Source organism: Sphingomonas sp. Root710 (genome assembly GCF_001429065.1).
Classification (GTDB): Bacteria; Pseudomonadota; Alphaproteobacteria; order Sphingomonadales; family Sphingomonadaceae; genus Rhizorhabdus.
On the sequence record NZ_LMIB01000002.1, the window covers coordinates 1 to 24,973 of the forward strand.

23 protein-coding genes and 1 tRNA gene are annotated in these 24,973 nt (G+C 65.7%); 9 read left to right on the forward strand and 15 right to left on the reverse strand.

Annotated elements, in window-relative coordinates:
• The first annotated feature begins 20 nt into the window (after positions 1-20).
• Positions 21-97, forward strand: a tRNA-Met gene (locus ASE00_RS08770).
• 81 nt (positions 98-178) lie between these two features.
• On the opposite strand, the gene ASE00_RS08775 is transcribed toward ASE00_RS08770, so the two are convergent.
• From ASE00_RS08775 to hutI, 6 genes are read right to left on the reverse strand one after another with little or no spacing between them, the layout of a single operon-like run.
• Positions 179-928: a UTRA domain-containing protein gene (locus tag ASE00_RS08775; protein ID WP_056379478.1), complete on the reverse strand. Its 750-nt coding sequence runs from the start codon at positions 926-928 to the stop codon at positions 179-181.
• Complete coding sequence (locus ASE00_RS08780; RefSeq protein WP_056379480.1) at positions 925-1,464, reverse strand: HutD family protein; 540 nt, start codon at positions 1,462-1,464, stop codon at positions 925-927. The genes ASE00_RS08775 and ASE00_RS08780 overlap by 4 nt, the downstream gene beginning before the upstream one ends.
• Complete coding sequence (hutU, locus tag ASE00_RS08785) at positions 1,461-3,128, reverse strand: urocanate hydratase (protein WP_056379482.1); 1,668 nt, start codon at positions 3,126-3,128, stop codon at positions 1,461-1,463. Before hutU ends, ASE00_RS08780 begins: the two co-directional genes overlap by 4 nt.
• A gap of 3 nt (positions 3,129-3,131) precedes the next feature.
• Positions 3,132-3,950 carry an N-formylglutamate deformylase gene (hutG, locus tag ASE00_RS08790; RefSeq protein WP_056379485.1) on the reverse strand — a complete coding sequence of 273 codons (819 nt, stop codon included), beginning with the start codon at positions 3,948-3,950 and terminating at the stop codon, positions 3,132-3,134.
• Positions 3,947-5,476 carry a histidine ammonia-lyase gene (gene hutH / locus ASE00_RS08795; RefSeq protein WP_056379486.1) on the reverse strand — a complete coding sequence of 510 codons (1,530 nt, stop codon included), beginning with the start codon at positions 5,474-5,476 and terminating at the stop codon, positions 3,947-3,949. Before hutH ends, hutG begins: the two co-directional genes overlap by 4 nt.
• The gene (gene hutI, locus ASE00_RS08800; RefSeq protein ID WP_056379488.1) at positions 5,473-6,681 is read right to left on the reverse strand and encodes an imidazolonepropionase; all 1,209 of its coding nucleotides are present in this window, start codon (positions 6,679-6,681) and stop codon (positions 5,473-5,475) included. The genes hutH and hutI overlap by 4 nt, the downstream gene beginning before the upstream one ends.
• A gap of 80 nt (positions 6,682-6,761) precedes the next feature.
• Between hutI and ASE00_RS08805 the strand changes: the two genes are divergently transcribed.
• The 3 genes from ASE00_RS08805 to ASE00_RS08815 all read left to right on the forward strand — a co-directional run bounded on the left by ASE00_RS08805 (position 6,762) and on the right by ASE00_RS08815 (position 9,587).
• A complete protein-coding gene (locus ASE00_RS08805) occupies positions 6,762-8,141 on the forward strand; it encodes a formimidoylglutamate deiminase (RefSeq protein WP_056379489.1) in 1,380 nt (459 codons plus the stop codon).
• A gap of 93 nt (positions 8,142-8,234) precedes the next feature.
• Positions 8,235-9,227, forward strand: coding sequence for a biotin synthase BioB (bioB, locus tag ASE00_RS08810; protein ID WP_056379491.1), 993 nt, complete (start codon positions 8,235-8,237; stop codon positions 9,225-9,227).
• A 114-nt stretch (positions 9,228-9,341) separates the two neighbouring features.
• The gene (locus ASE00_RS08815; RefSeq protein ID WP_056379493.1) at positions 9,342-9,587 is read left to right on the forward strand and encodes a DUF6356 family protein; all 246 of its coding nucleotides are present in this window, start codon (positions 9,342-9,344) and stop codon (positions 9,585-9,587) included.
• 6 nt (positions 9,588-9,593) lie between these two features.
• Here the strand turns inward: ASE00_RS08815 and ASE00_RS08820 are convergent, their stop codons facing one another.
• The 3 genes from ASE00_RS08820 to ASE00_RS08830 all read right to left on the reverse strand — a co-directional run bounded on the left by ASE00_RS08820 (position 9,594) and on the right by ASE00_RS08830 (position 12,952).
• Complete coding sequence (locus tag ASE00_RS08820; protein ID WP_056379495.1) at positions 9,594-11,720, reverse strand: RelA/SpoT family protein; 2,127 nt, start codon at positions 11,718-11,720, stop codon at positions 9,594-9,596.
• A gap of 152 nt (positions 11,721-11,872) precedes the next feature.
• Complete coding sequence (gene rpoZ / locus ASE00_RS08825; RefSeq protein WP_056379497.1) at positions 11,873-12,214, reverse strand: DNA-directed RNA polymerase subunit omega; 342 nt, start codon at positions 12,212-12,214, stop codon at positions 11,873-11,875.
• Positions 12,215-12,304: 90 nt separating this feature from the next.
• Entirely contained in the window at positions 12,305-12,952 is a 648-nt protein-coding gene (locus ASE00_RS08830; RefSeq protein WP_056379499.1) for a class I SAM-dependent methyltransferase, read from the reverse strand.
• Positions 12,953-13,322: 370 nt separating this feature from the next.
• On the opposite strand from ASE00_RS08830, the gene ASE00_RS08835 reads away from it, so the two are divergent.
• On the forward strand, positions 13,323-14,207 hold the full coding sequence (locus ASE00_RS08835) for a LysR substrate-binding domain-containing protein (RefSeq protein ID WP_056379501.1): 885 nt from the start codon (positions 13,323-13,325) through the stop codon (positions 14,205-14,207).
• Positions 14,208-14,303: 96 nt separating this feature from the next.
• On the opposite strand, the gene ASE00_RS08840 is transcribed toward ASE00_RS08835, so the two are convergent.
• Positions 14,304-14,768: a peptidylprolyl isomerase gene (locus ASE00_RS08840; RefSeq protein ID WP_056379543.1), complete on the reverse strand. Its 465-nt coding sequence runs from the start codon at positions 14,766-14,768 to the stop codon at positions 14,304-14,306.
• Between the two features lie 144 nt (positions 14,769-14,912).
• Here ASE00_RS08840 and ASE00_RS08845 point away from each other — a divergent pair, with 144 nt between their 5' ends.
• The 3 genes from ASE00_RS08845 (at position 14,913) to ASE00_RS08855 (ending at position 18,390) form a co-directional block, all read left to right on the forward strand.
• Positions 14,913-16,466, forward strand: a complete 1,554-nt coding sequence (locus ASE00_RS08845; protein WP_235538603.1) for a DHA2 family efflux MFS transporter permease subunit — start codon at positions 14,913-14,915, stop codon at positions 16,464-16,466.
• A gap of 78 nt (positions 16,467-16,544) precedes the next feature.
• Entirely contained in the window at positions 16,545-17,951 is a 1,407-nt protein-coding gene (gene mgtE / locus ASE00_RS08850; protein WP_056379503.1) for a magnesium transporter, read from the forward strand.
• A 22-nt stretch (positions 17,952-17,973) separates the two neighbouring features.
• Positions 17,974-18,390: a DUF1489 family protein gene (locus ASE00_RS08855; RefSeq protein ID WP_056379504.1), complete on the forward strand. Its 417-nt coding sequence runs from the start codon at positions 17,974-17,976 to the stop codon at positions 18,388-18,390.
• 4 nt (positions 18,391-18,394) lie between these two features.
• Here ASE00_RS08855 and ASE00_RS08860 read toward each other — a convergent pair whose 3' ends face one another.
• The 5 genes from ASE00_RS08860 to ASE00_RS08880 all read right to left on the reverse strand — a co-directional run bounded on the left by ASE00_RS08860 (position 18,395) and on the right by ASE00_RS08880 (position 23,176).
• The gene (locus tag ASE00_RS08860; RefSeq protein ID WP_056379506.1) at positions 18,395-19,099 is read right to left on the reverse strand and encodes a head GIN domain-containing protein; all 705 of its coding nucleotides are present in this window, start codon (positions 19,097-19,099) and stop codon (positions 18,395-18,397) included.
• Between the two features lie 140 nt (positions 19,100-19,239).
• Positions 19,240-19,758: a CarD family transcriptional regulator gene (locus ASE00_RS08865; protein WP_056379508.1), complete on the reverse strand. Its 519-nt coding sequence runs from the start codon at positions 19,756-19,758 to the stop codon at positions 19,240-19,242.
• 230 nt (positions 19,759-19,988) lie between these two features.
• Positions 19,989-20,327, reverse strand: coding sequence for a ferredoxin FdxA (gene fdxA, locus ASE00_RS08870; protein ID WP_056379510.1), 339 nt, complete (start codon positions 20,325-20,327; stop codon positions 19,989-19,991).
• A 31-nt stretch (positions 20,328-20,358) separates the two neighbouring features.
• The gene (locus ASE00_RS08875) at positions 20,359-20,640 is read right to left on the reverse strand and encodes an RNA-binding S4 domain-containing protein (RefSeq protein WP_056379512.1); all 282 of its coding nucleotides are present in this window, start codon (positions 20,638-20,640) and stop codon (positions 20,359-20,361) included.
• Positions 20,627-23,176, reverse strand: a complete 2,550-nt coding sequence (locus ASE00_RS08880; protein WP_056379514.1) for a helicase-related protein — start codon at positions 23,174-23,176, stop codon at positions 20,627-20,629. Before ASE00_RS08880 ends, ASE00_RS08875 begins: the two co-directional genes overlap by 14 nt.
• Positions 23,177-23,391: 215 nt before the next feature.
• On the opposite strand from ASE00_RS08880, the gene ASE00_RS08885 reads away from it, so the two are divergent.
• Positions 23,392-24,945: a M23 family metallopeptidase gene (locus ASE00_RS08885; RefSeq protein ID WP_056379515.1), complete on the forward strand. Its 1,554-nt coding sequence runs from the start codon at positions 23,392-23,394 to the stop codon at positions 24,943-24,945.
• Positions 24,946-24,973: the final 28 nt, after the last annotated feature.

The window sequence follows — 24,973 nt, forward strand, 5'->3', positions numbered from 1 at the left end:
GCCTGAGGCAACAATCTCATCGCGGGGTGGAGCAGCCCGGTAGCTCGTCAGGCTCATAACCTGAAGGTCACAGGTTCAAATCCTGTCCCCGCAACCAAATAACCAAGCACATAACATCGCACGCGCAAAGCCCGCCTTATCAGGCGGGCTTTGCGCGTTTACGGCCATTTGGATTGCGCTACTTCGGCGAGAATTCCGCGATTAGGTCGTAGCGGTGGCCGGGGAAGAGGTTCTTCACATAGGTCACCGGCACGCCCGCATGCCAAGTCCAGCGTTCGACGCACAGGCAGGCGGTGGTCTTGTCGAGATCGAGCCATGCGGCGTCGGGGCCTGCGGCGCGGGCGCTGATGCGATGACGCGCGCTCGACCAGGGGATATGGCCAGTCAGCCAGGTTCCGGGCGCTTCCGCCGCGAAATCGGCGCTGCGCGCCTCAGGCGCTACGGCGAGGCTGATGATCCGGTGCTCGATGGCGAACGGCACGCCGTTGGCCATGTGGACGCCGTCGATGCGGAGCAGTTCGCCTTTTGCGCCGTCGAGGTTGAGCGCGCCATCGGCGTCCGCCGCTATGTCGCGTGTCTTCAGGTCGAAGGCATAGAGATCGCCGCGCGCGCGGATCAACTGGGCGAGGTCGGGGATGTCGAAGGCCGCGGTTTCCAGCGGCGGCTGACAGACGAACGAGCCCGCTTTCTTGTTGCGCTCGATATAGCCGGCGAGGACCAGCGAGGCGATCGCCTTGCTGACCGTCATCCGCGCGCAGCCATAGGCCTCGGTCAGCTCGCGCTCTGTGGGGATCTTGTGCCCGGGCCGCCATGCGCCGGAGGTGATTTTGTCGATGATGTCAGCGCGGATGCGCTGGTCGAGCGAGCCCGGCCGGGGGGCCGTTTGGGAGGTCTTGTTCCGGCGGTCTGCGCGGGGCGTGCTCTTCATCGATCGATGGTCATGTCTATATGCAGTGCTTCTGCCGTCGCCGTTACGTCGGCGGCGATCTCGGCGCAATCCCAGAGCGCGAGCGTCGCATCTGCGATCCGTTGCGGCGCCAGCGCGCAGAGGAAGCTCGTTCCCCGGGGCACGGCGATGTCGCCCGCGCCCATCCGGACAACCTTCGCCTGATACGAACCTCGCCGGACCATGACATTCAGGTCGATGGCCGCGCCGCCGCGCGGGCGGCCGGCGATCGCCGCTTCGCCGTTGAATCCGAAGGGCGGGCTGGCGCTATCGAGGATCGTCACGCCATCGGCGGATCGCAATTCGAGGACGCCCTCGATCACGGTCAGCACCCGATCGATGCCGTCGAAGCGGGAGAAAGGCCCGTCCGCCGCCACCCGCGCCATGCTGATCCGCCACAGGAAGTCGTCGATCGTCGCGCCCGGCGGAAAGGCCGCGATCCCGCGCGTCGTCCCGCCGCCATTCTTCCACGGCACCTCGGCACAGTCGCGATGCCGGATAGTCCGGACGATGCTCACCCCAATATCGCCGGCAGGTCGAGGCCCTTGTCGCGAGCACAGTCGCGAGCGATATCGTAGCCCGCATCGGCGTGGCGCATGACCCCGGTGGCGGGATCGTTCCACAGCACGCGCTCGAGCCGGGCGGCGGCCTCGGGAGTGCCATCGGCGACGATCACCATGCCGCTATGCTGCGAAAAACCCATGCCGACGCCGCCGCCATGATGGAGCGAAACCCAGGTCGCCCCCGACGCGGTGTTGAGCAGCGCGTTGAGCAGCGGCCAGTCGCTTACCGCGTCGGACCCGTCCATCATCGCCTCGGTCTCGCGGTTGGGGGAGGCGACCGAACCGCTGTCGAGATGGTCGCGGCCGATGACGACTGGAGCCTTGAGCTCGCCCCTCGCCACCATCTCGTTGAAGGCGAGGCCGAGCCGATGGCGGTCGCCCAGGCCGACCCAGCAGATCCGCGCGGGCAGGCCCTGGAAGTGGATCTTCTCACGCGCCATATCGAGCCAGTTGTGGAGATGCGCGTTGTCGGGGAGCAGTTCCTTCACCTTGGCATCGGTCTTGTAGATATCCTCGGGATCGCCGGACAGCGCCGCCCAGCGGAACGGGCCGATACCCCGGCAAAACAACGGGCGGATATAGGCGGGGACGAAGCCGGGGAAATCGAAGGCATTTTCGACGCCCTCATCCTTCGCGACCTGACGGATATTATTGCCATAGTCGGTGGTCGGCACCCCCGCCGCCTGGAAATCGAGCATCGCGCGGACATGGACCGCCATCGACGCCTTGGCGGCCTTCGCGACCGCCTCGGGCTCGCGCTCGCGGCGCTCGATCCATTCCGCCACGGTCCAGCCGATCGGCAGATAGCCGTTGACCGGATCATGCGCGCTGGTCTGGTCGGTCAGCAGATCGGGGCGGATGCCGCGCCGGTACATCTCGGGCAGCAGTTCCGCCGCGTTGCCGAGCAGACCGACCGATACAGGTTTCCGATCGGCGCAGCTCCGCTCGATGATCGCCATCGCCTCCTCGATCGTCGGTGCTGCGACGTCGAGATATCCGGTGCGCAGGCGCATATCGATGCGGCTCGGCTGACATTCGATCGCGAGGCAGGACGCCCCTGCCATCACGCTCGCAAGCGGCTGCGCACCGCCCATGCCGCCCAGACCGGCGGTCAGCAGCCATTTGCCGGCGAGACTCCCGCCATGATGCTGGCGGCCCATCTCGACGAATGTCTCGTAGGTGCCCTGAACGATGCCCTGGGTGCCGATGTAGATCCATGATCCGGCGGTCATCTGGCCGTACATGGCCAGGCCGCGCTTATCGAGCTCGTTGAAATGCTCCCAGGTCGCCCAATGCGGCACGAGGTTGCTGTTGGCGATCAATACGCGGGGCGCATCACGATGGGTGCGGAACACGCCGACCGGCTTACCCGACTGGACGAGCAGGGTCTGGTCCTCCTCGAGCCGCTTCAGCGTCTCGACGATCTTGTCATAGCTTTCCCAGTCGCGCGCGGCGCGGCCGATGCCGCCATAGACGACCAGCTCCTCGGGACGTTCGGCGACGTCGGGATGGAGGTTGTTCATCAACATGCGCAGCGGGGCCTCGGTGAGCCAGCTCTTCGCGCTGAGCGTGGTCCCGGTCGCGGGCTTGACGATGCGGCTGTTGTCGATGCGGGTCATGGTTCAGGCTTTCTGATGGGCGAAGGCGATGCACGCCGTAAGGATGTCGGTGAGGATCGGGGTGATTTCCGCGGCGCGGGCCGGGTCGAAGCCGGGCGGCCAGTTGTGCTCGGCGGGCGTGGCGGGCTCGTCGAGATAGCCGCGCATCGCCAGCTCCATCTGGATCGCGTGGATGCCGTCGCCGGGCCGGCCGTAATGGCGGGTGGTCCATCCGCCGCGGAAGCGCCCGTCGACGACATAGCCCTGCCCGCTTGCGGCGCAGATGCCAGCCACTGCCGAGGCCAGTGCCGGATCGCAGGTCGCGCCGCCATTGGTGCCGATGTTGAACTGCGGCAGTTCGCCCTCGAACAGACGCGGCACATGGCTCAGGATCGAATGTGCGTCATAGAGCACCACCCGGCCATGCGCGGCGCGCAGCCGAGCAAGCTCGGCGTCGAGCGCGGCATGATAGGGGGCGAACCATGTCGCGCGCCGCCGTTCGATCTCCGCGGCGTCCGGTGTCGCGGCGCGATAGAGCGGTTCCCCGTCGAAAGTGGTGGTCGGGCAGAGTTCGGTCGTCGCCTGGCCGGGATACAGCGACGCGCCCGATGGATCGCGGTTCACGTCGATCACGCTGCGAGAGATGCGGGTTCGCACCGTCGTCGCGCCGAGCCCGGCGGCGAAGGCATAGAGGCGGTCGATCCACCAGTCGGCGTCCTTGCGTGCCAGCCAGGGCGAGACGAAGCCGTCGTCGATGCCGGCCGGGATATCGGTCCCGGTGTGCGGAAAACCGATCACCAGCGGCGCATCACCGCGATGGATTTCGAGCCAGTCGCCGGTCATGCGAGCCCCGGCAAAGCGATATCGGCGGCGGCGATCAGCTCGCTCGAGCGGACGATCGCATTGGCCGCTTCCATATCCGGGTGGAAAAGGCGGTCATGGTCGAGCATCGGCACGTCGCGCCGCAGCCGCGCACGGGCGGCTTCGAGCGGCCGGCTCGACGTCAGCGGGGCGTGGAAGTCGCAGCCCTGCGCGGCGGCGAGCAGCTCGATGCCGATGACCGCGCTGGCGTTCGCGGCCATATCGAGCAGCCGCCGCGCGCCATGCGCGGCCATCGATACATGGTCCTCCTGATTGGCGGAGGTCGGGATCGAATCGACGCTGCATGGCGTGGCACGCTGCTTGTTTTCAGAGACGAGCGCCGCCGCGGTCACCTGGGGGATCATGAAGCCCGAATTGAGACCGGGCTGCGGAGTCAGGAAGGCGGGCAGGCCAGACAGGGCGGGATCGACCAGCATCGCGATCCGCCGTTCGGCGATCGATCCGATCTCGCAGATGGCGAGGGCGACGATGTCGGCCGCGAAGGCGACCGGCTCGGCGTGGAAATTGCCGCCCGACAGCGCCTCGTCGGTGTCGGCGAAGATCAGGGGATTGTCCGACACGCCATTGGCTTCGGTGCCCAGCGTCGCGGCGGCGTTGACGAGAATGTCGAGCGCGGCGCCCATCACCTGGGGCTGGCAGCGCAGGCAATAGGGATCCTGCACGCGGGCGTCATTGTCGAGATGGCTCGCGCGGATCGCCGAGCCCGCCATCAGGCGGCGCAGCGCATCGGCGGTCTCGATCTGTCCTGGCTGGCGGCGCAGCGCATGGATGCGCGGATCGAATGGGGTGTCCGATCCTTTGGCGGCCTCGGTCGACAGCGCGCCGGTGATCAGCGCCGACTGGAACAAGACTTCGGTCTCGAACAGGCCGGCGAGCGCGTTGGCGGTCGAGAACTGAGTGCCGTTGAGGAGCGCCAGCCCTTCCTTGGGGCCGAGCGTCAACGGGCTGAGCCCGGCGCGGGCGAGCGCGCCCTGTGCGGTGAGAATCTGCCCGCCAATCTCGATATGGCCGACGCCGATCATTGCTGCCGCCATATGCGCGAGCGGAGCAAGATCGCCGCTCGCGCCGACCGATCCCTGCGCGGGCACCACGGGGGTCAGCCCGGCGAGCAGCATCGCCTCAATCAGCGCGATCGTCTCGGGCTTCACCCCCGACGCGCCCTGCGCGAGGCTGGCGAGCTTGAGCGCCATCATCAGCCGGACGACCGGGGCGGGGGAGGGCGCACCGGTGCCTGCGGCATGGCTTAGCACGATGTTGCGCTGGAGCGTGGCGAGATCGTCGTCGCCGATCTTGACGCTCGCGAGCTTCCCGAAGCCGGTGTTGATCCCATAGACCGGCTCGTGCCGTTCCAGGATGCGGCCGACCGCCGCCGCGCTCTCGGCGATCAGCGGCGCACAGGCGCGATCGAGGCTCGGCGCCGCGCCGCGATAGATGGCGCGCCACTGGTCGAGCGATACGGCGCCGGGCTTGAGAATGATGTCGCTCATAGGCCTTTCCAGATGCGGGCATGGAGGGGGTTGAAACCGATGCGGTAGACGAGCTCCGCCGGGCGCTCGATGTCCCAGACGGCGAGGTCGCAGCTCTTGCCTGCCTCGATCGTCCCGGTCTGCCCGAGCAGGCCGAGCGCGCGGGCCGCGTTGCGGGTGACGGCGGCAAGGCATTCGTCAACGGTGAGGCGGAACAGCGTCGCGCCCATGTTCATCACGAGGAGCAGCGAGGTGAGTGGCGATGTACCGGGATTGCAGTCGGTCGCCAGCGCAATCGGCACGCCTGCCGCGCGCAGTTCGGCGATCGGCGGCAATTGGGTCTCGCGCATGAAATAATAGGCCCCCGGCAGCAGGGTCGCGACGGTGCCCGCCTCGGCCATCGCGGCGACCCCCGCCGCGTTGAGATATTCGAGGTGATCGGCGGACAGTGCGCCCGCGCGCGCCGCCAGCGCCGCCCCATTCAGGTTAGACAGCTGCTCGGCATGGAGCTTGACCGGTAGGCCCGCCGCCTTCGCCGCGTCGAACACACGCTGGGTCTGTGCCGCGGTGAAGCCGATCCCTTCGCAAAAGGCGTCGACCGCGTCGGCGAGTCCCGCTTCGGCGACCGCCGGGATCATCTCGCGGCAGACCAGATCGATATATCTCTCGGCATCGCCGGTATATTCGGGCGGCAGGGCGTGCGCCCCGAGGAGGGTCGTGCTGATCCGCACCCGCCGCTTCTCTTCCAGCCTGCGGGCCGCGCCGAGCATCTTGATCTCGTCGGCGGTGGTCAGCCCATAGCCCGATTTGACCTCGACCGTGGTCGCGCCCTCGGCGATCAGCGCATCGAGCCGGGGCAGCGCGCTTGCGACCAGATCATCCTCGTTCGCCGCGCGGGTTGCCTTCATCGTCGAGACGATGCCGCCGCCTGCCCGGGCGATCTCTTCATAGGATGCGCCTTGCAGCCGCCGTTCGAACTCATGCGCGCGGTTGCCGGCATGGACGAGGTGGGTGTGGCAGTCGATCAGCCCGGGGGTAATCCAGCGGCCTTCACAGTCGATGCTGGTCGCGGCATCGAAGGCAGGCGCCTCGGCTTCGGGCCCGGCATGCAGGATGACGCCGTCACGCGCGGCGATCACGCCGCCATCGACGATGCCCAGCCCCGATGGCCCCGCCATGGTGGCGATCCGCGCGTTTCGCCATAATGTGTCGCATCGTGGGGCCATGCCATTCTCCGCCTGAGATCATCATGATTGCATCAATCGGAGATAATGTATAGACAAAATGATCGGATCGGGAGCATGGCATGACATCTGGCACCAGAGGGCAGGCAGCGTCGCTGTTTTTTGAACATCTGCTGCTGCCTGGCGGGTGGGCGCGGGATGCGCGGCTGACGCTCGAAAGTGGTCTGGTTGCCGCGATCGAGACCGGCACCGAGTCGCGGCCGGGCGAGGAGCGCCATGCTTGTGGCCTGCCCGGCCTGCCCAATCTCCACAGCCATGCTTTCCAGCGCGGCATGGCGGGGCTGGCGGAGCGGCGCGGACCGGCGGGCGACAGCTTCTGGACCTGGCGCGACATAATGTACCGCTTCGTCGATCGCATGACTCCCGACGATGTCGAGGCGATCGCCGCGCTCGCCTATGTCGAAATGCTCGAGGGCGGTTTCACCCGGGTCGGCGAGTTCCACTATCTCCACCATGACCGGGGCGGAGCCCGCTTCGCCGATATCGCCCGGATGAGCGACGCGATCGTCGCGGCGGCGGCAGGGAGCGGCATCGCGCTGACGCTGCTGCCGGTCTTCTACGCCCATGCGGGTTTTGGCGCCCTGCCGCCGCGCCCCGATCAGGCGCGCTTCATTCTGGATATCGATGGCTATGCGCGGCTGCTGGAAGGCGCCGACCGCGTGGCGGCGTCTCTGCCCGATGCTGTTGTCGGCGTCGCGCCCCACAGTCTGCGCGCGGTATCGCCCGAGCAATTACGCCAGTTGGAGCAACTGGCCACCGGGCGGCTCGTCCATATCCACATCGCCGAACAGGTGAAGGAGGTGGAGGATTGCATCGCCTGGAGTGGGCAGCGGCCGGTCGCGTGGCTGCTCGATCATGCCGATGTCGATGGCCGCTGGTGCTTCGTCCATGCCACCCATATGACCGATGACGAGGCGAGGGCGATGGCGCGCAGCGGCGCGGTCGCCGGGCTGTGCCCGATCACCGAGGCCAATCTGGGGGATGGGCTGTTCCCGGCCGAAGTCTTTATCGATGCGGGCGGGCGCTATGGCGTCGGCAGTGATTCCAATGTGCTGATCGACAGCGCAGAGGAGCTACGCCTGCTCGAATATGGCCAGCGTCTAGCGCGGCGGGAGCGTAATGTCCTGGCGCGCGGTGCGGAGCGGTCGACCGGTGCGGATATCCATGCCGCGGCGATGGCGGGCGGCGCGGCGGCGCTCGGTGTCACGGCGGGGCTCACGATCGGTGCGGCGGCGGATATCGTCAGCCTCGACCTGCGCCACCCGAGCTTCGCAGGCCGCGACACCGATGCGATCGTCGACGGCTATGTCTTCGCGGGTGGCGGGCGGGCGATCGACTGCGTCTGGCGGCGCGGCGAAAAGCTGGTGAGCGCGGGGCGGCACCGGGACCGTGATGCGATTGCAGAGCGTTATCGCGCTGTGCTGAGCCGAATTATCGCATGACATCGACGCCGGCCGGATGGGCGGCGTGCTTCCCAAGTCCGGCGCTATCGGTATAAGGCGCGACCGATCCGCCCGGCACGAAGGACTGATGGCATGACGATCCGCACCGACTGGACCACCGCCGAAATCCGGGGACTGTTCGAGCTGCCGTTCAACGACCTGCTTTGGCGGGCGCAGGGGGTGCACCGGGCCTATCACGATCCGAATGCGGTGCAGCTATCGACGCTGCTGTCGATCAAGACCGGAGGCTGCGCGGAGAATTGTGGCTATTGCAGCCAGGCGGCGGGGAACGACACAGACCTGAAGGCGACCAAGCTGATGCAGGTCGAGGAGGTGCTTGAGGCGGCGCGCCAGGCGAAGGCGAGCGGGTCGGAGCGCTTCTGCATGGGTGCGGCGTGGCGGTCCCCCAAGGACCGCGACATGGATGCGATCGTGTCGATGGTCGAGGGCGTGAAGGCGATGGGCCTGGAGACCTGCATGACGCTGGGGATGCTCAGCGACGAGCAGACCGACCGCCTCGCCGAAGCCGGGCTAGATTATTACAACCACAATATCGACAGCTCGCGGGACTATTATGACAAGGTCGTCACGACGCGGACTTTCGACGACCGGCTGGAGACGCTCGAGCGGGTCCGCAAGGCGGGGATCAACGTGTGCTGCGGCGGCATCGTGGGGATGGGCGAGGACCGGGCCGACCGGATCGGCTTCATTCATGCGCTCGCGACCTTGCCCGAGCATCCCGGCAGCGTGCCGATCAACGCGCTGGTGCCGGTGAAGGGCACGCCGCTGGGCGACATGCTGGAGGGCCTTCCCGAGGCGCGGATAGACGATATCGAGTTTGTCCGCACGGTGGCGGTCGCGCGGATCACGATGCCGGGCTCGGTGGTCCGCCTGTCGGCGGGCCGCGAGAGCATGAGCGATGCGACGCAGGCGCTGTGCTTTCTGGCGGGGGCCAATTCGATCTTCACCGGGGACCGGCTGCTGACCACGGGCAACCAGGGCAGCGACGCCGACAGCCGCCTTTTCGACAAGCTGGGCCTCACAGGCTCGATCAACAGCACGGCTGAGGTTCTGGCTGCCGAGTAAGCAAATTCCTCCCGATCCTGAACTTGTTTCAGGATGACGGTGTGCGGGCGAACAGCAGTGCGTTCCCCCCGTTCCCTGGCTATGCTGCCTCGTCTCAGCCTCAGGGAGACTCGCATGCTAGACCGCTTCTTCCTCGCGCATCCCCGGTCGGTCGGGGAGGGCTATTGGGAGCATTTCCGCGTCGCGAGTACCGTTGGGGTGAAGATGGTCGCCGGCGGGCTCGCCTGCTTCGTCCATGCCCTGGTGCCGTCGCTGCACAAACGCACCGGCAGCCGCACGATCCGCGGGCTCAACGCGCGGCTTCAGGGCCGCGTCGCGACCCAGGCCGAACTCGATGGCGAGTATATCTACGAAATCTGAGGCGGTTTAGCCTGCAGGTGTCCGCTCGGCCTGCGAGACGGCGTCCGCCGCGCGCAGCGCCGCAATGATCTTCATCAGATGCTGGACGTCGTGGACCTCGATCGTGACGTCATAGGTGTGGAAGGCGGCGTCGCGGTGCGACAGCGACAGATTGACGATGTTCGCCTGATGCGCGCCCAATATTCCTGACATCACGCCCAGCGCGCCGGGCTCGTTCTTGACAATGACCGTCAACCGGGCGGTGCCGCCATCCGATCCGTCGCCCCAGGCGAGGTCGACCCAGTCGGCATCCTGGGTATCGGCGAGCTTGCGGCAATCGATGGTGTGGACCTCGACCGGTTCGTCGGGACGGCGGACGCCGATGATGCGGTCGCCCGGCACCGGGTTGCAGCAATTGGCCAGCTGAAAGGCGACCCCGGGGGTCAGCCCCTTCATCGATATCGCCTCGCGCTGGCCGGTTTCGCGGCGTTTCACCCCGGCCTTTTCCGCGCTGCCCGGCATCAGCGCGTCCATCACCGTCGCGTCGTCGACCAGCTTGCGGGCGATCGCCTCCATCAGCGCTTCCTCATCGGGCAGCTTGAGCCGCTTGAGCGCTTCGGGCAGCGCTTCCTTACCCAGTTCGGCGGGGATGCGCTTGACGATCTCGTCATAGAATTTGCGGCCGAGCGCGATCGTCTCCTCGCGCTCCTTCTGACGCACGAAGCGCCGGATCGAGGAGCGCGCCTTGCCGGTCAGGGCGAAGGTGAGCCATTCGACCTGGGGTTCCTGCGCCTTGGATCGCAGGATCTGCACCTGGTCGCCATTTTCGATCGGGGTGCGCAGCGGCACCACCCGGCCGTTGACCTTTGCGCCGACCGTCGTGTCGCCGACATCTGTGTGCACCGCATAGGCGAAGTCGATCGCGGTCGATCCCTTGGGCAACTGGATCAGCTCGCCGGTCGGGCTGAAGGCGAAGATGCGATCCTGGTACATCGCCATCTTGGTATGCTCGAGCAGCTCTTCCGGATTGCCGGCATGTTCGAGGATGTCGACCAGATCGCGAATCCAGCTGTGACTGCCGTTGCCGTTGCCGTTGGCGGTGTCGCCATCGGCGCGGGTGCCCTGCTTGTAGGCCCAATGCGCGGCGAGGCCATATTCGGCCTGGGCGTGCATCTCTTCGGTGCGGATCTGCACCTCGATGCGCATCTTTTCCGAATGGATGACCGATGTATGGAGCGAGCGATAGCCGTTGCGCTTGGGGGTGGAGATATAATCCTTGAACCGGCCCGGCACCATCGGCCAGCGGCGGTGGAGCACGCCGAGCGCCTTGTAGCAATCATCGATGTCCTTCACGATCACCCGGAAGGCCATCACGTCCGAAAGCTGCTCGAAGCTGATGTGCCGTTCGGCCATCTTCTTCCAGATCGAATAGGGATGCTTCTCGCGGCCCTGGATCTCGGCCTTGATCCCGGCGCGGCTGAGTTGGAGCCGCAGGCCCGAGCTGATCCGCGAGATGATGTCGCCGCCGCCTTCGTGTAATTGATGAAGCCGCTTGTTGATCGACGCATAGGCATCGGGTTCGAGCTGCTGGAAGGCGAGCGTCTGCATCTCGCGCATGAACTCGTACATGCCGATCCGCTCGGCGAGCGGCGCGTAGATGTCCATCGTCTCGCGGGCGATGCGGCGGCGCTTCTGTTCCGAGGCGATATGGTGGAGCGTGCGCATATTGTGCAGCCGGTCGGCCAGCTTGACGAGCAGCACGCGGATGTCGCTCGACATGGCGAGCAGGAATTTGCGCAGATTCTCCGCGGCGCGTTCGTTCTCGGTCTGCGCCTCGATCTTCGACAGCTTGGTCACGCCGTCCACGAGCCGCGCGACCGAAGGGCCGAAGGTCTTTTCGATCTGCTCGGGAGTAGCGACGGTGTCCTCGATCGTATCGTGGAGGATCGCGGTCGCGATCGTCTCGTCGTCGAGCTGGAGGTCGGTCAGGATGCCGGCCACTTCGATCGGATGGCTGAAATAAGGGTCGCCACTGGCGCGCTTCTGGCTGCCATGCGCCTGCATCGAAAACACATAGGCGCGGTTGAGGAGCGCCTCATCGGCGTCCGGATCGTAGTTCAGTACCCGATCGACCAGTTCATATTGTCTCAGCACCCCCTTATGTGGGGGCGTCTCTGCGATGGATGCAACAGGCAAAAGGCGGAATTCGTGGCATTATTGCCACATCCGGATCATTCGACGAAGGCCGAAACGAAAACGGCCCGCCTCCGGGGAGGCGAGCCGCCGATGTTCAGGCCTGCGACGGCTTATTCGTAATCGCCGCCGATATTTTGGTTGCGCGGCGGCGCGGCGGCGGTGAGGCGGAGCGCCTCGGCCGAAGCGGCCAGCGAACCGATCTCATCGGGGGCGTCGTCGTCGTCGACGCGAACGCGCTGCAGCGTCGAGACCAGCGCCTCGTGCAGATCGGTCGGCGTAACCGTCTCTTCCGCAATCTCGCGCAGAGCGACGACGGGGTTTTTATCGCGGTCGCGATCGAGGGTCAGTTCGGCGCCGCCCGAGATCTGACGGGCGCGCTGCGCCGCCATCAGCACCAGGTCGAACCGGTTGGGAATCTTGTCGACGCAATCTTCGACGGTGACGCGCGCCATGAAACGCTCCGCTATTACAGGAATCCGGAAAGAGGGCGCGGCTAACAGGCGCAGGCGGGAATGTAAAGGAAAATGGGCCCGGCCGACGATTCAGCCTTCGGCCTCCTCCTCGGCCTTGAAGGCCCAGAACAGGCCGCATGGCGGGATATTCCACCATTCAAGATCGCGCTCTATCCGCGCGAACAGCGGCTCGACGAGCCGCAACACATAAGGCGAATATTGATAGATCAGGAAAGCACCGCCGGGGCGTAACACCCGGTGAGTCGCGTCCGCAATCGCAGGGCCGACCCCATGGGGCAGGGTGGAGAAGGGAAGGCCGGACAGGACATAGTCGGCGCGGCTGAAACCCTGGGCGGCGATGATCTCGTTGACGTCGGCAGCCGAGCCATGGACCGCGACGAAGCGCGTGTCGGCAAATTTGCGGCGCAGAAAGTCGATGAACACCGGGTTGGTGTCGATCACCAGGAGTGTAGCGTCGGGAGCGAGGCGTTCGAGGATGGTGCCGCAGAAGGTGCCTACCCCGGGGCCATATTCGACGAACAGCTTCGTATTCGCCCAGTCGACGCGTGACAGCATCGCTTCGATTGTGCGCTTCGATGACGGGATGACCGAGCCGATCATGACCGGGTGGCGCAGAAACTCCCGGAAGAACAACGCGAAAGGGTTTATCGCGCGGGAAGCCGAGCTACGGGCCTGCGCGCCGCTATCGAGCGCCTGTTCGGCCGAGAAATCACCCATGATGTTCCTGTCGGGCTTATGGTCTTGGGCTCTTCGTTCGCAAATGACGCGGCCAAAGGCAAGCGGCACCCGTTACGGAAGCGATAGCACGAGGCCCTAACCGTTCGAACCGCGTCGGGTTGCCTCATCGCAAAAAAAAGGCCGATCCCGAAGGACCGGCCGTAAAGTTTTAGGAGAGGATGCCTGAAAGGCCCGATCTTTTTGCACTGCGGCATCGTGATAGGCAAATGCGGAAGTTGGGCAAACGAATGCATTTTTTGCAATATAAAATGGGAGAGATTCTGCGGTTTTTCGTTTCAACAGCTGCTGCGGTTGCAGTTTACTCATATTTTGCATTGCAACGAGCGCTCTGGTCTGATGATATGCCGGCATGCGCAGATTGCCGCCTCTGACCGCCATCGAGGCCTTCGTCCAGGTGGCGCGCCTGGGCTCGGTGAAGGCTGCCGCCGAAGAACTGGCCTTGTCTTCTCCCGCACTGAGCCGCCGGGTTCAGGCGCTCGAACGCTTCATGGGCCGCAATCTTTTCGAGCGGCGCCACCAATCGATGATGTTGTCCAGCGATGGCGAACTGCTGTTGTCGCGGATCGCGCCCGCGCTCGATGCGCTGACCCTCGCGATCGACTCGACCTCGGGCGACAGCGAACTTGTCCGGTTGCGGCTGGGGGTCATGCCGCTCTTCGCTTCGCAGCGGCTGATGGGCCGTTTGCCCGAGTTGCGCCAGCGGCATCCCGAACTCCATATCGACATCGATACCGGAAGCCACGCACTCGCCCGGCTGGGCGAGGGCGTCGACGCCGCGATCGTGCTGGCGCGCGAGATCGATTCGAGCCTCTATTCGCGGCGGATCGATCGTGACACGGCGGTCGCCATCGTCAGCCGTTCGCTGCTGACCGGCCGTTTTCCGGTCAGCCGGGTTGAGGACCTAGGCCGGCTCACCATCTTCCTCCACCGCGACATGTCCGAACTGTTCACGGTGTGGCGCGAGGCGCTGGGCCATCCCGATCTGGAGCCGGCGGCGGTCGATGTGTTCGATTCGGGCCAGCTGATGCTCGACGCGGCGGCGCAAGGGCTGGGCGCGGCCTTCATGCTGCGCAGCCATCTTGAGGATGCCCGCGACGAGCGGCTCACAAACCTGTTCGATGAGACGGTCGACAGCCCTTATGGCTATTGGTTCGCCTGCCGCCGCCCGGCGCTGACCACGCGCGCGGTGCGGATCTTCCACGACTGGCTGTTCGGTACGTTTTCGGGGTCTTAACGGTTTCAGCCTCCGCTGAAACGAGCGGTGCCGCCCGCACCCCCACCCGGCCGGGTGGGAGCGGAGGCCGGAACCGCTCGTTTCAGCCGGATCGCTTTACGCGTCGGCGGCGATCTTCGCCTTGACGATCTTGCCCGGCTCGCGCGGCGGCTCGCCCTTGGGAAGGGCGTCGACATGCTCCATGCCCGATTCGACCACACCCCAGACGGTGTATTGGCCATCGAGGAAGCGCGCGTCGTCGAAGCAGATGAAGAACTGGCTGTTCGCGCTGTTCGGGTTCTGGCTGCGCGCCATCGAGCAGACGCCGCGGACATGCGGCTCGCGGCTGAACTCGGCCTTCAGGTTCGGCTTGTCCGAACCGCCCATGCCGGTGCCGGTCGGGTCGCCGCCCTGCGCCATGAAGCCGGGAATGACGCGGTGGAACACGACGCCGTCATAGAAACCCTCGCGGGCGAGCGACTTGATCTGGTCGACATGGCCGGGGGCCAGGTCTGGGCGCAGCGCGATGACGACGTCGCCGCCTTCCAGCGTCATGATCAGCGTATTTTCGGGATCGGCCATCATCGTCTCCTTCTCGGCAATGCGAATCTGGGGCCGTCCCTATCGGCAGATGACGGGCGATGCGAGCAATGATTGCGCCGACGCGGCCATCGGGCCTCCATCAGGGCCATTGCGAGAGCGGGGCATGGGGACTAGAGCCGCAATGTGGCGACGATCGCGCAAGGACAGGATATGGCGGCGGTCCATGTGGCACCGGTGCCCAAGGCCATAGCGACCGCACTGGTGATGGCCGCGACGATCCTGGTCGTGCTCGACCAGACCATCGCAACCGTTGCCCTGCCGCACATGCAGGCGGCGCTGGGTGCGACGCCGGAAACGATCAACTGGGTATTGACGTCCTATATCCTGGCGACGTCCGTCGGCATTCCGCTGACCGGATGGCTGTCAGGCCGGGTCGGCCGCGCACGATTGTTCGGTATCTGCATCATCGGCTTCACGATCAGCTCGGCGGTCTGCGGTTTCGCGGTTTCGCTGCCGATGATGGTGGCCGCGCGGCTGGTGCAGGGTTTCTTCGGCGCCTTCCTGATGCCGATGTCACAATCCTTCCTCTACGATATGAATGCGCCGTCGCAGCAGGTGCGCGCGATGACGATCTGGGGCGTAGGCGTGATGGTCGGTCCGCTGGCCGGGCCGGTGCTCGGCGGCTATCTGACTGAAACGTTCGACTGGCGCTGGGTCTTCTTCATCAACGTGCCGATCGGCCTCGTCGCCGCGCTCGGCATCTTCGCGACCCTGCCGGCTTTTCCGGCGGTGCGGCGCAAATTCGATCATCTCGGTTATGCGCTCATCGTGGTGGCGCTGTGTTCGATGCAGCTGGCGCTGGATCGCGGCAGCCAGCTCGACTGGTTCGATTCCACCGAGATATTGATCGAATGCGGGATCAGTGTCTCGGCATTCTGGATGCTGTTGTTCCACCTGTTCAATGCGCGTGAGCCGATCTTTTCGCTGGCATTGTTCCGTGACCGCAGCTTCTCGGCCGCGCTCGTCATGACGACGACGGTGATGCCGGTGATGATCGCGGCCACCGCGCTTCTACCGTCGCTCCTGCAGACATTGATGGGATATCCGGCAACCCTCGCCGGGCTTTTGAGCCTGCCGCGCGGTCTGGCGATGACGGTCGGCATCATCCTCGGCGGACGGTTGTTCAGGCATTTCGGCGCGCGCCTGCAGGTTGTTCTCGGCCTTTGCTTCACGATCTTCTCGATGTGGTTGCATACCCGGATCGAGTTGAACATGGACAGTCACCTGATCATCTGGGCAGGACTGGCCCAAGGGCTCGGCACCGGACTTGCGGCGACGGTGCTCAATTTCGTCGCCGTCGCGCATGCGCCGGTCGCGCTGCGGACCGATGCCGCAGCGCTGTACAATCTTGCGCGCAACACCGGCTCTTCCGTGATGATCGCCGTCTTTACCGCGATTCTCGCCCATAACATCCAGGTCAATCATGCCGAGATCGGGGCGCATGTCGGATCGGCAAATGCACCGTTCTTGCTCTCGCAGATGATGGGCGGAACCGATCTGGCCGAAAGGCTGGCGGCGATGGCTAATGCCGAGGTGACGCGTCAGGCGATGATGATCGCTTATATCGACGATTACTGGCTGATGATGTGGGTAATGCTGGCGGTGGTGCCACTCGCCATCCTGCTGGGAAACGAACGGCCTGCCGCCAGGTCCGACGAGGTGATCATCGCCGAATAGGCGCAATGCCGCCATTGCGGTTATCGTGCAGGGACCCTAGAGCCTGCCCTGTACGCGGCGCAAAATCCGGGGGACGGCATGAGCGAAACCGAGATCGAAATCCCCGAAGCCGCGCCCGCCGAAACGCTTCACGACGAAGATGACCGCCTGAAGTCGAGCTTCGTCGATGCGGTGATCGCCTGTGTCGAGGAAGGCGACGCCGAAGGCGCGCGCGATCTGGTCCGTCCGCTCCACCCAGCCGACATCGCCGACCTGTTCGAGCTCGCGCCCCAGGACATGCGCCAGCCGATCGCCGCCGCGATCGCCGAGCTGCTCGACGCCGACGTGCTCGCCGAGATGAACGAATGGGTGCGCGACGAACTGATCGACGCGCTCGAGCCGCATCAGGTGGCCGAGATCGCCACCCAGCTCGACACCGATGACGCCGTCGCGATCATCGAGGAGCTGGAGGAGGAAGACCAACGCGCCGTGCTGCGCGCGATGGAGCCCGACGATCGCGCCGCGATCGAGGAAGCGCTGTCCTACCCCGAAGAATCCGCCGGCCGCATGATGCAGCGCGACCTGATCGCGGTGCCCGAACATTGGACCGTCGGCGATGTGCTCGACTATCTGCGCCGCAACGAGGATCTCACCACCGATTTCTGGGAGATATTCGTCGTCAACGCCCAGCATCACCCGATCGGCACCTGCAAGCTCAGCTGGGTGATGCGCACGCCCCGCAAGATTTCGATCAGCGACGTGATGCAGCGCGAACAGACGCTGATCCCGGTCGACATGGACCAGGAGGAAGTCGCGCTGCGCTTCCAGAAATATGCGCTGATCTCCGCCGCGGTCACCGATCCGGCGGGGCGGCTGGTGGGCATGATCACCGTCGACGACATCGTCCACATCATCCAGGAAGAGGCCGGCGAGGACATCCTGAAGCTGTCGGGCGCGGGCGACGGCGACATCAACGAGCCGGTGTTCGAGACGGTCAAGGTGCGGCTGTCCTGGCTGATCGTGAACCTGGGGACCGCGGTTCTCGCCGCGTCGGTGGTCGGGCTTTTCCAGAACACGATCGCACAGCTGGTCGTGCTGGCGGTGCTGATGCCGATCGTGTCGGGGATGGGCGGCAACGCCGGCACCCAGACGATGGCGGTGGCGGTTCGGGCGCTCGCGCTCAATCAGCTGACCTCATCGAACACCCAACGCATGATTTTCCGCGAATTCCGCATCGCGATCATCAACGGCCTGTGTCTCGGCGCGCTGATCGGCGTCGCGGTGACGTTGCTCTATGGCAAGGCCGACCTCGGCATCGTCATCTGTATGGCGATGGTGATCAATAACATCGTCGCCGGGCTGGCAGGAATTCTGGTGCCAGTCGGACTCGACAAGGCGGGGGCCGACCCAGCGGTATCCTCGGCGGTGTTCGTGACCACCGCGACGGACGTCATGGGCTTCTTCTCCTTCCTGGGCCTTGCCGCGCTTTGGGGGCTCCACGGTTGATCCGACAGCGGCTCATGCCAATATGGTCGGCATGAGCGAGCTTCACCTCACCAAGATCGCCTATGGCTGCGATAGCTTCGACGATCTGCGTGCGCGATTGCAGTCGCGGATCGACCGGGGCGAGAATCTCCTGCTGTCGACACGCTACAAGCCTAAGCGCGCCGATGAGCTGGTCGGCGGGTCGCTCTACTGGATATCGCAGCACCGCTTCGGCCTGCGTCAGCCGCTGCTCGGGTTCGAGGATATCGAGGGCGGGCGCTGCGCGATCGTGCTGGCGCCGGTGCTGATCGAGGTCGAACCGCGCCCGCGCCGCGCGCATCAGGGCTGGCGCTACCTCACGACGGCGGACGCACCGCGCGATATCGATCCGGGCGCAGACGCCGAGGGACGAATACCCGCTGGATTACATGCGGAACTGGCGACGCTGGGGCTGATCTAGGGGATTATCCGCCGCACCGTATCTCGCCCGATCCCATCTTGCTGCTGGTGCAATTGGGCCGACCGGCGATACGGATGTCGCCCGATCCCATGACCTTGGCGCGGGCGACGCGGGTCGATCCGACGGTGATGTCTCCCGATCCCATCACCGTCGCGGTGAGCAGGTTGACGGAGAGACCCGCGCTGCGCAGGTCGCCCGATCCGGTAACCGCCATATCGGCGCGCCCGGCCTTGCCGGCCAGCAACAGGTTGCCCGATCCGGTCACGGTCGCCTTGAGGCGGCTCGATTCGAGTTCGATGACGGCGAGGTTGCCCGATCCGGTGAGCAGCGCGGCGAAGTCGCCGGTCCTGATCCGGTCGATCGCGACATCGCCCGATCCGGTCAGTTCGGCGCCTTCGAGCATCGGCACGGTGATGTCGATGATGACGGCGTCGGCCTTGCCCCAGCTGAGTCCGCGCCAGCTCCAGCTTTTGTCGGTCGAGAGGACCAGGGTGTTGCCGCGCGATTCGGCGGTCAGCTTGTCGAGCCGCGATTGCGGGCCGCTGGCATGAACCGAGACCTTCGCGCCGGTATGGACGCGCACGGTATAGGGCCCTTCGACGCGCAGCTTGACGAAATTGGGGACGGGTATGCTGCGGGTGGCCGCCTGCGCGGGCAGCGCCGCGGCGATCAGGGGGAGGGCGAACAGAGCGGCGATTCCGGCGCGCATCGGCTATCCTTTTCCTTCTGTATTATAGGAGCAATACAGATTTATCCGGTTCCAGCAAAGCGGATAGCGCAGCCCCAACGCAAACAAAAAAAGGCGGCCCCGCAGGACCGCCTCTTTTCATCCGGCCCGAAGGCGCAGGATTATTTGTTGTGGATCGCAGCCGCCTTGCGGAGGATCTCGAGGATCTTCTCTTGCGCGGTGGGCTCGTCGACCGCTTCCATCGCGGCGAGTTCGCGGGCCAGGCGGCTGGTCGCCGCTTCGAAGATCTGGCGCTCCGAATAGCTCTGCTCGGGCTGATCGTCGGCGCGGAACAGATCGCGGACCACTTCGGAGATCGACACCAGGTCGCCCGAATTGATCTTCGCTTCATATTCCTGCGCACGGCGCGACCACATGGTGCGCTTGATCTTGGGCTTGCCCTTCAGCGTGGTGAGCGCTTCGCCCATGGTCACGCTCGACGACAGCTTGCGCATGCCGACGGCTTCCGCCTTGTTGGTGGGGACGCGCAGCGTCATCCGCTCCTTTTCGAAGCGAAGGACATAAAGTTCGAGTTTGGCTCCAGCAATTTCCTGGCTTTGCAGTTCGACCACGCGGCCGACACCATGCTTGGGATAAACGACATAATCGCCGACGACGAAGCTCAGCGCCTTGGCAGCCATTTAGCAGACCTTTCTTAGGGATGCCGGAAAGGCCCCGCCTGATCCGCCCTCCCCTTGGCGATCGACGGCAATCCTGACACGGCGGATCACAGGTTCCTTATTGCGAGCGTCTTGAGACGCGCCCGAATACGAATCTTGTAACACAATGGTAAGCGAAAAGCCAGCATCTCCGGCATTTCGCCTTCGATATGCCGGATTGGTGCCAGTGATTTCGTGCGAAAGGCGCGGCGTCAGTCGCCCTGGCCGGGCTCCGGAGAGAAATATTTGTCATATTTCCCGTCGACACCCTTCCAGTCGTCGGCATCCGCCGGGGCTTCGCGCTTGCGGGTGATGTTCGGCCATTGCGCCGAGAAGGTCGTGTTGAGCTCGAGCCATTGTTCCAGGCCGGACTCGGTGTCGGGAAGAATCGCCTCGGCGGGGCATTCGGGCTCGCACACGCCGCAGTCGATGCACTCGCTGGGGTTGATGACGAGCATGTTGTCGCCTTCATAGAAGCAATCGACCGGGCACACCTCGACACAGTCCATATACTTGCACTTGATGCAGGCATCGGTGACGACGTAGGTCATTACAGCTCCTCAGGGCGCGAACGGGCCCCCGTTAGGTCGCTGCCAGCCCGCCGTCAACAGGGGGCGGGGAGAGGTCCTGATAGCAGGCGCGGGCTTCGGGCGCGGGACCGCGCCGCGTGGGGAGCGCCGCGATCCGAATCACGCGCACCCGGCCGTGCAATGGAAAGCTCAGCACATTGCCTGGCGCGACATTGGCATGGGCGCGACCGATCGTCCGGCCGTCGATCCGCATATGGCCCCCGGCGGCGATTTCCTGGGCAAGCGCGCGCGACTTGGTCAGCCGTACGAACCACAAGAATTTATCGAGCCGCATTGCCCGCCACGCTGCCCGGATAGAGATCGGCGAGGGCGCCGAAGGCGTTGCCGGGGCGGCGTACGGCTTCCTTGCGCGGTTCGCGTTTCCCCTTCCATATCCAGGCCTCGGCTTCTCCCGGCGCCGCGGCGCGGAAGCCGAGCGCGAGCATCAGTTGCGCGAAGCTGGCATGGCGGAGGCCCAGCGAGGTCGCCATGCCCGGGTCGGGCGTAAAGGGTGCGCGGCCGCTGCGCGCGTCATGGGCGAGACGCGCCAGCCGTTCGACCAGATCGACGCGGAGCATCTGCGCGCCCAGCGCACGAAAGCCCGCCCGGACCATCGCCTCGCAGGTGGCGGCGTCGGGCGGGGTCGCCATAGAAACCGCGCCGGGGACGGGCAGTTCGGGCATCATCTGGCCTTCGGCGGCGGCGAACAGCGCCAGCCGCCAGCGGGTCGGTTCCGGCTTGAGCAACGTCGGCGAATGGACATCTAGCGTGCCGATCTTGACGTCTAGCCGTTCCGCCCGGGACCGGCCGTCGCGGTCGAGATGGTCGATCGCGGAGGCGACCGCAGCCCGCGATATCACCCCGCCCGCTTCGGCCAGCGGGGACAGGAGCGCGCGCAGCGATGCGGGGCAGGCGGGGTCGCGCGCGGCCTCGAAATAGCGGGCGAGCGGCTTGAGCTCGCGCTGGATTCGCGCCTCGAGCCAGGCGGCAAGACGTTCCTCGACGCCGCTACGGTCGGCGGGGCCCAGCGTGTCGAGCGCGCGGTGCAGCCGGATGCGTGGCGTGAGCAGTGTCCGGCCCTTCTCCAGCCGGGCGACGACGTCGCCGCGCCAGAAGATCGCGACCGGCCGTCCCATGTCGGTCGCCAGCGTGAAATGGCTGTCCTCATCTGCGGCCAGCTGTCGCGCGCGAGACGCCAGCTCGGTCCCCAGCCGCCGCTCCGCCGCCGCCATCAGCCGCTTCATGTCGCCATGACGGGCAAGATGGTCGGGCTTGAACCGGAAGCCGATCAGCCGCCCGATCGGCTCTCCATCGACTGTGACGATGCCATCCTCGTCGACCTTGACCGGGAGCGCCAGCTCGCCGCCCTTCGCCCCAAGGTCGCGCATCAGCACCGAGGTCCTTCGGTCGACGAAGCGCTGGGTCAGCCGCTGATGAAGCGCATCGGAGAGCTTTTCCTCGAGGTTGCGCGTCCGCTCCGCCCAGGTGTCGGCGTCCGCCAGCCAGCCCTCGCGATGGGCGATATAGGCCCAGGTGCGGACCCCGGCGATCCGGTCGGCGAGCGTTTCGACATCGCCCTGGACACTGTCAAGACGGGCCAGTTCGTCGGCGAACCAGCTCACCGGCAGATGGCCCTCCCCCTCGCTGAGATGGCGGAACACGCGGGAGACGAGGCGACTGTGCGGTTCAGCGCCGGTCTTGCGGAAATCGGGCAGACCGCACGCCGCCCAAAGCCGTGCGATCACCGGTTTCGCGCGGGCGCGGTTGCGCACCCAATCCTCCTCGGCCAGCCGCTTGAGGACGGCGAGGTCGATCGCTTGCGGGGCTGCGCGCAGCACTTGCCGGTCCGGGCGGCGCTCGAGGTCGCCGATCAGCGCATCGAGGCTGGCGAGCGACGGTTGGCCCTCGCGCCAGTAGAGATGGTCGATCGACGGAAAGACATGCGCTTCGATCGCATCGACTTCCTCATCCTCGAATCGTGCGCCGCTATTCCCTTCGAGCGCGAGCGTGCCGAAGGTGCCGTCACGCTGGTGTCGACCGGCGCGGCCTGCGATCTGTGCCATTTCGGAAATGGTAAGACGGCGCGAACGCCGCCCGTCGAATTTGCGCAGCGAGGCGAAGGCGACATGGTTCACGTCCATGTTCAGGCCCATGCCGATCGCATCGGTGGCGACCAGATAGTCGACCTCGCCTGCCTGGAACATCGCGACCTGGGCGTTGCGGGTGCGGGGGGACAAGGCCCCCATCACCACCGCCGCGCCACCGCGCAGGCGGCGCAGCATCTCCGCGACGGCGTAAACCTCCTCGGCCGAGAAGGCGACGATCACCGACCGCGGCGGCAAGCGCGACAATTTGGTCGCCCCGGCATAGGTCAGCGTCGAGAAGCGCGGGCGGCCGATGATCTCCGCCTTGGGCACCAGCGCGCGGACCATCGGACGCAGGGCCTCCGACCCCAGGATCATCGTTTCCTCGCGGCCGCGCGCGCGCAGCAGCCGGTCGGTGAAGACATGACCGCGTTCGGGGTCGGTACCGAGCTGCGCCTCGTCGAGCGCGACGAAGGCGAACTCCCGATCGAGCGGCATCGATTCGGCGGTGGTCAGATAATATTGGGCGTGCGGCGGGAGCAGTTTCTCTTCGCCGGTGATCAGCGCGACCCGCTCCTTGCCCTTGATCGCGACGACGCGGTCATAGACCTCGCGGGCCAGCAGGCGCAGCGGAAAGCCGATCATGCCGCTCGAATGGCCGCACATCCGCTCGATCGCGAGATGGGTCTTGCCGGTGTTGGTCGGCCCCAGCACGGCGACGACCGGCTGCGTGGCGAAACTGGACATCGGCAGAACATTGGTCCGAGATGTTACGAACGCAAGTGCGAAACTGACTCGACTCGACTCACGGAGAAAAAGACTCGGTTCGTCGCATAACCGTGCGACGAACCGTTGCATTAGTTTGACTTTAACCATGCTGAGGCAGACTGAATCATGCCCCAGTAGAAAATGTCTCGCCAGGGCAAGTAGATAGCATTTTTTGAGTGAAGGGGCGGGGGGCTTTGTTCCAATCCGGCAGCCAGGGATATGGTGATCAGGCGTACGCCGGTGGCGGCGCGCGCGCACTGACGGTCGTCAAGCCCAGCCGCTTCAGCCTCGTCGCCAGCCCGATCGGCGGCGCGGTGGATCGCCTTGCTGGCGCGGATCTCGTCGTCGATCTCGGCGCGCGCATCGGATCGCGCGAATGGTTCCAGGGCCTCTTCACCTGCCTCGCACTCTGCACAGCTGCAGGCATGATGGCTCCCAGCTTCAAACCGGTCCGTTTCCCATCCGAAACATCAATGGCGCCGAGCCAATATGAGCAGGCCCGCGCGCTGGCGATCGCGCCGCTCGGCCTGGGCGGCGACACCGGTCATCGCGTGGCCAGCACCAGCGCAGTCGAGCCGCTGACCGACACGCCCGAACGGCCGCGCGTCGAACTGTCGGCGACGATCGGGCAGGGCGACGGCTTCGCCCGCGTGCTCGAGCGCGCCGGTGTGTCGCGCGACGAAGCGAGCCACGTCTCCTCGCTGGTTTCGGATGCGGTGCCGCTGAGCGACCTCAATGCTGGAACGCATATGGATATGGTCCTCGGCCGCCGCGCGGTGAAGACCGATCCCCGCCCGCTCGAAACCCTCGATTTCCGGGCGCGCTTCGATCTCAAGCTCTCCGTGCAGCGCGTCGATGGGCAGCTTCGCCTGAAGCGCATCCCGATCGCGGTGGACAATACCCCGCTGCGCATCCAGGGTCGGGTCGGATCGAGCCTCTATCAATCGGCGCGCAACGCGGGGGTGCCGGGCGGCGCGATCGAAGCTTTCATCAAGGCGGTCTCGCAAAAATTATCTATGCGCAGCATTGGATCCGACGCGCGCTTCGATGCGATCGTCGAGCATGCCCGGGCCGAAACCGGCGAGGTGAAGATCGGCAGCCTGTTGTTCGCCGGGATCACCCAGGGCGGCAAGAAGACCCAGATGCTCAAATGGACGAACGGCGGTCGCGACCAATGGTATGAGGCATCAGGCGTGGGCGAGACAAAGGGCGTGATGCGCCAGCCGGTGCTCGGCCGCCTCACCTCCAGCTTCGGCCTGCGCCGCCACCCGATCCTCGGCTTCTCACGCATGCATCAGGGCATGGACTTCGGCGCGCCGATGGGCGCCCCGATCGTCGCGGCGACCGATGGCATCGTCAGCTTCGCCGGCCGTCACGGCGGTCATGGCAATTATGTCCGTCTCAACCATAGCGGCGGCATCTCGACCGGCTATGCGCATATGAGCCGGATCATCGCCCGCCCGGGCGAGCATGTCCGCCAGGGCCAGCTCATCGGCTATGTCGGCTCGACCGGCCTCTCGACCGGCCCCCACCTCCATTATGAGGTCTTCCGCAACGGCCAGGCGATCAATCCTGCGTCGATGAAGTTCACCACGGTCCAGCAGCTCACGGGCCGCGACCTCGCCAATTTCCGCGCCAAGCTCAACAATCTCCTTTCGGTCCGCATCGCCAATGGCGGCGGAGAGAAAAAAGCGGAGAAGAGCGCCGAGGCGAACAAGGGCGCGAAGGACAAGTCGAAGAAGGGCTGAGCACCTCTTCCCCATCCTGTCTCCGCCG